This is a genomic window from Microcystis sp. BLCC-F209, from assembly GCF_041928595.1.
GTDB lineage: Bacteria > Cyanobacteriota > Cyanobacteriia > Cyanobacteriales > Microcystaceae > Microcystis.
On sequence record NZ_JBHFLL010000050.1, the window covers coordinates 1 to 8,856 of the forward strand.

Below are 8,856 nucleotides of genomic sequence, written 5' to 3' on the forward strand. Positions count from 1 at the left end.
ATGGAACCCTTATAGAGAAAGGCATTTAGCGATTTTTGTCAATTGTTTTTGCTCTAGAGCGAACTAATCAATTAAGTCTCTTGCCAGATAAGGATTTAGTCGATTTATGCCCCCCTATCGAACCATACCAAGTAACGAAGAGCCAAAATCAAAAATTGTTGTTAGGGTTAGGAGTCAGTCCTGATGCAACAAGTTACACCGCCAAACATGAAAATATTCTGATCCTAAATCTGGTTATTAAAAACGGATTATTTATTCCCCCTTTTGCATGAGTGCCTCTCCTGATATGTAGCCTAGACTCAAGGGATTTAGTATTACTTCCGACTTTATCGCTCAATCCAAGCTTTTGGGGGGTTCTACCCCCCAAACCCCCCGTTGGGGGCGTGGCGCCGCCCCCAAACCCCGGAGCGCATTAGTTTTTCGGTGGGATGCTTACACGCAGCTGCTGACACATCTGTAATAATTTAAGAGTCACTCCACTTGCAGGAGTACCTCTCCTGATATGTAGCTTATACTCAACGGATTTAGTAAGCTGTTAAGCATTTAAATTGCTTGTTGAGACGAGGCAAGAGGCAAGAGGCAAGAGGCAACAGTAAAGGGATTGGGGGAGATTCGGCTAATCTTAAGAATAAGTGCTTTAAATGCGTCTTAGCTTATGATCGACGAATTGGCGTTATTTCAGCTTCTATTTTCTAGTCAGTAGCCAGTAGTCAGTAGTCAGGAGAATTAAGAATGAAATAATAATCAGTTAAATGGTCTATTTACAGATTTTATGCGATTTAATCCTTATTTTTGACGTTTTTGAACCCTCACAAGTTAATTATGCAAGAGGTTTAATATTCCCCGTGCAAATTAACCACTAAAACCGAGAGGGTTTTTGGCAGGGTGGATAGCCCCAAGACTGGCAATCGCCCCCAGCCGGCTGCTGTAAAATAGGAAGGATAGATAAAACTCAGGAGAAAAGACCCCAGTGCCGTACAACCCCGCAGAAATCGAACAGAAATGGCAGAAGATTTGGCAGCAAATGGGATTGGACAAAACCCCAGAAAACGCCGATAAACCGAAATTTTACGCCCTCTCCATGTTCCCCTATCCATCGGGCAACCTGCACATGGGTCACGTTCGCAACTATACTATTACCGATGTGATTGCCCGTCTGAAAAGAATGCAGGGTTATCGCGTGCTGCATCCCATGGGGTGGGATGCTTTCGGATTACCCGCAGAAAATGCCGCTATTGAAAGGGGAGTTCCTCCGGCAAAATGGACAGACCAAAATATTGCCCAGATGAAACGGCAATTACAACAGTTAGGATTATCTATCGATTGGGAAAGAGAAGTTGCCACCTGTTCCCCGGAATATTATCGTTGGACCCAATGGCTATTTTTACAGTTTTTTGAATCAGGATTAGCCTACCAAAAAGAAGCGGCAGTGAATTGGGATCCTATCGATCAAACTGTCTTGGCCAATGAACAGGTAGATAGTGAAGGAAAATCTTGGCGATCGGGTGCTAAAGTAGAAAGAAAATTACTCCGGCAATGGTTCCTAAAAATCACCGATTATGCCGAACAATTACTCACTGATTTAGATAAGCTTACCGGTTGGCCGGAACGGGTTAAAACCATGCAGGCGAACTGGATTGGTAAATCGGTAGGTGCTTATTTAGAATTTCCTCTTGTTAACTCCACAGAAAAAATTGCCGTTTTTACCACTCGTCCCGATACGGTTTATGGAGTCACTTATGTGGTACTTGCTCCCGAACATCCCTTAACTTTACAAGTTACCACTCCCGAACAAAAATCGGCCGTAGAAACTTTTATTCAAGAGATAGCCAGCGAAAGCGAATTAGAAAGAACTGCCGAAGATAAACCCAAACGCGGTATTAAAACCGGAGGACTGGCAATTAATCCTTTTACTGGTGAAGAAATTCCGATTTTAATTGCTGATTATGTCCTCTACGAATACGGTACTGGTGCAGTAATGGGAGTCCCGGCTCACGACAGTCGCGATTTTAAATTTGCTCGGGAAAATAACCTGCCAATTAAGATAGTTATTACTCCAGAAAGTGGCGAAATTGAGTTAAAAGATGCTTACACAGAAGCGGGAATTATGATTAATTCCGCTCAATTTAATGGTCTGCATTCTACAGCAGGAAAAACCGCTATTATTGATTATGCCACTGCCCAAGGTTACGGCAAAGCTAGAATACAATATCGTCTCCGGGATTGGTTAATTTCCCGTCAAAGATATTGGGGTTGTCCAATTCCAGTTATCCACTGTCCTAACTGTGGAACTGTGCCAGTACCTATCGATAATTTACCCGTTACTTTACCAGAAAATGTCGAATTTAGCGGTCGAGGTGCTTCTCCTTTAGCCAAATTAGAAGACTGGGTAAATGTGGATTGTCCTCGCTGTGGCACTCCCGCAAAACGGGAAACGGACACCATGGATACCTTTATCGATTCTAGTTGGTATTTCCTCCGTTATACCGATGCTAAAAATGAAGATATACCCTTTCAATTCGAGAAGGTTAATGATTGGATGCCCGTGGATCAATACGTCGGAGGAATCGAACACGCTATCCTACATTTACTCTATTCTCGTTTCTTTACCAAAGTTTTAAGAGACCGAGGTTTAGTTAATGTCGATGAACCTTTTAACCGTCTATTAACCCAGGGAATGGTACAGGGATTAACCTACAAAAATCCCGAAACTGGCAAATATGTCCCCGCAGAAAATGTTATCTATAAAGAGGATAAATATTGCGATAAAGACACGGGAGAAGTTCTATCTTTCTTCTTTGAAAAAATGTCTAAGTCGAAATATAACGGCGTTGATCCTCTGAAAGTTCTCGAAAAATATGGGGCTGATACTGCCCGAATGTTTATACTTTTTACTGCACCCCCAGAAAAAGATTTACAGTGGGATGATGCGGGGGTAGAAGGACAATTTCGCTTTCTTAATCGGGTGTGGCGTTTAGTCAGCGAATATATTGAAAATAAACCCAAGCAAGTCAAAAAAATAGAAACTTTCTCGAAAACTGACAAGGATTTAAGACGGGCAATTCACACCGCTATTAAAGAAATCTCCGAGGATTTAGAAGGAGATTATCAATTTAATACCGCCATTTCCGAATTGATGAAACTCAGTAACGCTTTAGGGGATAATAAGTGTTTTGCATCCCCCATTTATCGGGAAGGAATCGAAACCCTATTAATCTTACTTTCCCTCTTTGCTCCCCATCTTAGCGAAGAATTATGGCAAGCTTTAGGCCATAGCCAATCAATTCACCTGCAACCCTGGCCAAAAGTTGATCCCACTGCCCTGATTGTGGACGAGATTACCCTTGTCATCCAAATTTTGGGAAAAACCAGAGGCACGATACAAGTTCCCGCTAGTGCCGATAAAAGCACCCTAGAAACCCTCGCTCTGGAATCAGAAATCGCCCAACGTTATTTAGAGGGTAAGGAAATCAAAAAAGTGATTGTTGTCCCGGGTAAATTAGTTAACTTTGTCGTGGGTTAATTGGCTTGGTTTCAGCTAACTTAAGAGGGAAAGTTAGCGAAATCAAGAAAATTAAAGTGATAGAGGGCTTCAATAATACCGCCAGCATAGGGGGATTTTGCCAGATAATGCCAAGGACGATTGTCTTGGTAATACCACTGGAGGAGTTCCGGCTGGGCGTTTCCGACGATTACCCCTCTAGCTGGCTGTTGGAACAAACTGATGTCATTGCCAGAGTCGCCGCAAACGAGGGTGTCCTCTGGGGGAACACCTAGGTACTGACGCAGATAGGTGGCCGCTTGTCCTTTGTTACCCTGTTTGGGCAGCAGATCCACATCTCGTCCACTGCTAAAAATAATCTGGGCATTTAGTCGAGCTTGCTGTAATCGTCTTTCTAACCGTTCTAGGCTGCCGATACCCGCCCTTTCCTCTAGCCGAAAGCTGACTTTCCAGCGATTTTGTTCGCTATCGGGCTGGCGCAACAAGAATGGCAACTGCTGGGCGATTGCTGCAACCGCCTCCCGGTCCCAATCTTGACAGAGGTGTTGGGCCCATTGGGGATCAACTTCACCCCGATAATAGATTTCGCTGCCGACGGAGGTAATCCAGTAGTCCGGTTCTAAAAGTTGCGCTTGCTGTTGCAGGTGACGGGCAGAAAGGTAAGAGCGTCCCGTAGCATAAACGAGATAAAATTGCTGCCGTTGAGCCATTAAGGATCGATTGAGGCCTTCCGTAGCCAGACTATCGCCCACTAGAGTATTATCTAGATCGGTAATCAGCAGAAATTTACTCATGGTTGTTTATCTTTGTCCGTGGATTTCTAGCAGATGTTGCGCCCTGGGTTTAAAGAGGAGATAGAACAGAGTTTCGATATAGCGCAATAGTTCCTCGCGATTTTCTTGGGAAGTATGATTCCAAAAGCCGTAGATGCGGGCAAGGGAGAGTAGACGCGTGGTGTGGATTTTCCAAGTATAGTGGCTGTAGACCCTTTGGATCGCCTGTTCAGAAATTTCCCGCCAGTAATCGGGATCTTGCCGGCATTTAGCCAGAAAATCGAGAATCATAGTGGCGGTTTCTTCTGGATGAGTGGGATTAATCAGAAAACCGTTAGCCCCGTGTTGAATGATTTCCCTCGGCCCCCCGAATTCGGTGGCGAAAATCGGCAGTCCCGTGATCATTGCCTCCAAAACCGTTAAACCAAAGGCTTCAAATAGGGCGGGTTGGACGAAGATACCCTGGCGATCGGCAATAATACGATAGATTTCCCCAGCATCAGCTTTCGGCAACATTATTCCCAACCAGCGAATTTTGCCCTCTAGGTTGTACTGATCGATGAGGTGGTACAGTTTTTGAATTTCGCTAATTTCCTCCCGATCCGTACTATCTTCGGCTCGCAACTTGCCCGCCACTAAAATCAGGTTGCACTGTTCCTGAAGTGCCTCGCTTTTGCCAAAACACTCCGCCAATCCCGTCAGGTTTTTGATTCGGTCGAGTCTGGCAAGGGAAAAAAGCGGGCGCTTGTCGGGGTTGTCCAGATGACCGAATACCCGTCTGGGAGCTTCTAGGGTAAAAAGCAGTTCTTCCAGACGCTCCCCTTCTCCCAGCAGACGTTCTTCCCGGTTGGTATAGGGGAAAAAGTAACTTTCATTCACCCCTGGAGGGACGACATTGAACTTGGGACTAAATAGCTCGATGCCACTGACCACATGGTACAGTTCAGGCATAGTAAAACACTGATAGGATTCGTACTGACCGACGCTATCGCTGGTTCCCACGATCTCCTGATAGGTGCTACTGATAATAAAGTTAGCGGCATTCATAGAAATTAAATCCGCCGTAAATTGCAGGGAAAAATGATATTGTTCCTCTAAGTCCTGCCAGTAGAGGTTACTGAATAAATATTTCGACTTTTCTAGGGCGTGGGCAATATTACACTGGGTCACCTTCAATTTGCGGGCCAGGAGAAAGGCCACGAGATTGCCGTCGGAATAGTTACCGATGATCAGATCCGGTCGCCCCTGAAATTCCGCTAATATTTCTCTTTCAGCATCAAGGGCGAAGGTTTCTAAATAGGGCCAGATTTCAAAGCGAGAAATCCAGTTTTGGGTGAGTTTGGGATTAAATTCCCGGAAGGGAACCCGCAGGATGCAGGCATTATCCGTACCGTAGACCTTTTCTAGTCTTTGGTCGCAGCGAGTCCCCTCACTGTTAGGGAGTAATCGGGTCAGAATAATAATCTTCGGCTCGATGCCTAAGCCCTCCAATCCCGCCAAAAAGATATCTTCTCGCAATTGTTGTTCCAAGCTGCGGGCTTGGTCAAGGACGTAAACCACCTGACCGCCGGTATCCGGCCTTCCCAATACCCCCTCCTGTCCGAACCAACCGTGGACGGACACCAGAACAATACGGAAAAGCATAGGAATACGAGAGAGGAAAGCTTCTAGGGATTGGTGGTCGGGGGCATCGATTAATCCATCGAGTAGTTCTAGGCTTTCTCGCATTCTGCTGGCCGTATTTCCCCACCCCGGCTCGAACCCTAGGGACTGAAGTTCAAAACGTAAGTTACTGTAGGGTTCTTCGCTGGGATAGCTTTCCAAAAAGTCTAGGGCTGCCTTAACCTGTTGGGATAGTTGCCGTTGATTGCCAATGCGATCATTAATCAGCAGGGTAATACCATTGTATTGGTGCATTCTCAAGAATTGAAAGGCTGATTGGAGCCATTGTTCCCCTGTTTGTTCGGCTTGAAAAAGCCGACTAGATAGGAACCGGTTCAAGAACTGCACCCCCTTGCCGATATTTTTCGCGTCCCGAATGATGGGAGAGTAGTCATAGAAGGGACGGAAATCCAACTCTAGCAAGTCTCCCTCCTCTGGATGGGATCGGTGGACTAGGCGATCACGCAAGTCCAGCAGCTCCTGTACGCTTATCGGTTCACAGGTGAGGTCATCCGTCAGGCGAAAGGCTTGGGAGAGAGCAATCTGGGGTCGCACCACCAGACAAAAACTCTCGCTTTCTAGGATGGTTTCTTGGGTATAGTAGATCAGTTTAGCTAGAAGGGAGGATTGCCGAAACGATGCGGGTTTATCTAGACGTTGGCAGTAGTCGGCAAAGGCTGTAAGAAGATCATTTCTAAGTAGGTAAGGTTTTTCCAGTTGTCTGAGTTGGTGCAGAAATTGCTGTAGATCTTTTTTCTCATTGCTGTTAGCGATGGCTTCAATCAATTCAGCCATGGTGACTCCTTAAAAAATTGCTAGTTTGGGGTTGGCGAACTGGTAAGGATTTCAGTGGGCAGATACCGCTCCCTCAAAAATTATAGAGTTGCTCCCTGGACACCTTCACCCCTTCTTGGAGAACTTGGATCAACTTTTCCATGGCGGCGAGATGCCTCAATTCACTCTCTTTGTTGCCCTTTTTTAATCCTAGCTCTTGCTGTATTCGCTTTTGTAAAGCTGTAATTAAACTTTGCTTCGGCAGAACACCTTCTGGGGCGGATTTTTCCAGGGTCAGGGATTGATAAAGGGAGAGGATTTGTCTGGCTACCGCCCCACTACTAAAACGGGACTCGACCCACTCACGCCCCAAGCGACCCATGGACTGCCGCTTCTCTGGCCGGGCCAGTAGTTCCCCTAGAGCTGTTGCTAGAGCTTCGGCATTGCGCGGGGGAACGAGCAGACCCGTGCGATTATGGACGACCGTATGTCGGAGACCGCCTACGTCACTGGCAACCACCGGCGTTCCCGCCGCCATGGCTTCGATGGCCACTAACCCGAAAGGCTCATAGTAGCTAGGCACGACACAAACATCGGTAGCGGCGTAGTAGCTGGGTAAGTCGGTTTGGGAAACCCGACCGGTAAAGATAATCCTTGATTCTAAACCGAGAGTTTTGCCTAGGAAACGGATGCGTTGCTGTTCTTGGCAATCACTGCCTCCAGACCGGCTACCTCCTACCAAGTACAGCAGCCAAGGAGCAGGTAATCGAGCGCAGGCATTGACCAAGGTTTCGATGCCTTTGCGAGGGTCGAAACGACCCACATAGAGAATGACTGGCATCTCTGGGTCGATGTTTAATTTTTGGCGGGCAATTTCTGGGCTGACCGAACCGAAATGAGCGGCATTAATACCACAGGGAACTGTCTCGATTCTGCCTTGAGCCGACAATAACTGACGCAGATTTTCTGCCTCTTGGGGACTGGTAGCTACCACACAATCACACTGCTCTAAACAAGCCCACTCCACCCCATGCCGGATGGCAGCGATGGAGGGGGGGTTTTTCAGGTCGCGATACTTGATTGCAGCAAGGGAATGATAGGTGTGAACTTGTGGTAGTCCCAGATGAAATTTTAGCTGCAAGCCGACCCAACCAGATAGCCAGTAGTTACTGTGGATAAGGCGATAGGAACACTGGGAAAGACTTTGGAAGTCCAACCAAGCCGCCACGAAGGCTGGCAGGTATTTGAATAACTCAGTTCTGGGGATGAATTCCCTTGGACCTGCCGTTAGCCGGATTGTCCGGCAACCTGGGGCCAATTCTTCAATTTCAGGTTGATTTGGATTTTCTCTGCGTGTGAACATATCCACTTGACATCCCCTTTGGGCAAGTCCTAATCCCAATTCGCGCACATAAATATTTTGACCTCCAGCCCCTTCTTGGCCAATTTCGGCGGTCGGATCTCCGTGGACGGATATCAGGGCATAGTGATGGGCAGGATTTTCTTGGTTAATCAAGTCTCTTTGGGCTTGACTAAAAGATTTAGGTTTCATAAGTGTGTTAATCATGGATTTTCAAGTTTTCCAACGGCAAACACCACCAGAGCCAATAGGTAAAGTCGGTTTCGAGAAGGATGAAGATGGTTTTTTCCGACCCCTAATAGTAAATGAGCGAAGTGTCTTCGGTAAAAATAATACCGATATTTTTCCTAATCTCGGAAAAGTGATTGTTTGGGGTAAAAAACGCTGATTTACCAGTGAAATTTCCCTTTAGTGGCCTAACTCATCAGATGTTTAAGCTCTAAAGCTCTGCTTTATAGACCTCTCTCACTCAAGTCTGCTCATTCTCCAAAAGATTAAGTATTTTTAGGAAGTTTTGGAGGAGTATGGCATCTTGAGATTAGATTTGGTTTGTGGTGACTGCTCCCATTCAAACATCTATTGATTGCTTTTGTCAAGTTTCTTTTTCTTGCCAGAGTTCGCTGATTATAGCAATTCTCTGACTCATGAGGTACAGTAGCAACAGTGAGTAAACCAATTGCGAATATCTTTTTGAGTAACTTCTAACATAGCTAATTCAATCCCTTCTATTAAGTCTTTGTAAGTTCTTGCCTTCAGTTTTCTTAATATCGCTTTGACTTTTGACC

General features: G+C 45.9%; 6 protein-coding genes and 1 pseudogene. 3 read left to right on the top strand and 4 right to left on the bottom strand.

The genetic code is table 11. From position 1 onward, the window contains the following. Nucleotides 1-35: 35 nt before the first annotated feature. Together ACE1AQ_RS03370 and leuS are read left to right on the top strand one after the other, a co-directional pair. A complete protein-coding gene (locus ACE1AQ_RS03370; protein WP_159036971.1) occupies nucleotides 36-272 on the top strand; it encodes a hypothetical protein in 237 nt (78 codons plus the stop codon). Between the two features lie 698 nt (nucleotides 273-970). Beyond that, nucleotides 971-3,523 (top strand): leucine--tRNA ligase, encoded by a 2,553-nt coding sequence (gene leuS / locus ACE1AQ_RS03375; protein ID WP_110545963.1) that lies wholly within the window; start codon nucleotides 971-973, stop codon nucleotides 3,521-3,523. A gap of 20 nt (nucleotides 3,524-3,543) precedes the next feature. Here leuS and ACE1AQ_RS03380 read toward each other — a convergent pair whose 3' ends face one another. The 3 genes from ACE1AQ_RS03380 to ACE1AQ_RS03390 form a co-directional block, all read right to left on the bottom strand. After that, nucleotides 3,544-4,296 (bottom strand): sucrose-phosphate phosphatase, encoded by a 753-nt coding sequence (locus tag ACE1AQ_RS03380; protein ID WP_002749103.1) that lies wholly within the window; start codon nucleotides 4,294-4,296, stop codon nucleotides 3,544-3,546. A 6-nt stretch (nucleotides 4,297-4,302) separates the two neighbouring features. After that, nucleotides 4,303-6,732 carry a sucrose synthase gene (locus tag ACE1AQ_RS03385; protein WP_002749102.1) on the bottom strand — a complete coding sequence of 810 codons (2,430 nt, stop codon included), beginning with the start codon at nucleotides 6,730-6,732 and terminating at the stop codon, nucleotides 4,303-4,305. A 73-nt stretch (nucleotides 6,733-6,805) separates the two neighbouring features. Further along, a complete protein-coding gene (locus tag ACE1AQ_RS03390; protein WP_110545962.1) occupies nucleotides 6,806-8,278 on the bottom strand; it encodes a glycosyltransferase in 1,473 nt (490 codons plus the stop codon). Here ACE1AQ_RS03390 and ACE1AQ_RS03395 point away from each other — a divergent pair. Next, on the top strand, nucleotides 8,277-8,459 hold the full coding sequence (locus ACE1AQ_RS03395; protein ID WP_002749099.1) for a hypothetical protein: 183 nt from the start codon (nucleotides 8,277-8,279) through the stop codon (nucleotides 8,457-8,459). The genes ACE1AQ_RS03390 and ACE1AQ_RS03395 overlap by 2 nt on opposite strands. Nucleotides 8,460-8,713: 254 nt before the next feature. On the opposite strand, the pseudogene ACE1AQ_RS03400 reads toward ACE1AQ_RS03395, so the two are convergent. Further along, nucleotides 8,714-8,856: pseudogene (locus ACE1AQ_RS03400) on the bottom strand (IS630 family transposase); the annotation flags it as partial.

Excerpts from the sequence above, each read along its gene's own strand:
- ACE1AQ_RS03380 (WP_002749103.1), bottom strand. The coding sequence starts at position 4,296 with ATGAGTAAATTTCTGCTGATTACCGATCTAGATAATACTCTAGTGGGC.
- ACE1AQ_RS03385 (WP_002749102.1), bottom strand. The coding sequence starts at position 6,732 with ATGGCTGAATTGATTGAAGCCATCGCTAACAGCAATGAGAAAAAAGAT.
- ACE1AQ_RS03395 (WP_002749099.1), top strand. The coding sequence starts at position 8,277 with ATGGATTTTCAAGTTTTCCAACGGCAAACACCACCAGAGCCAATAGGT.
- ACE1AQ_RS03390 (WP_110545962.1), bottom strand. The coding sequence starts at position 8,278 with ATGATTAACACACTTATGAAACCTAAATCTTTTAGTCAAGCCCAAAGA.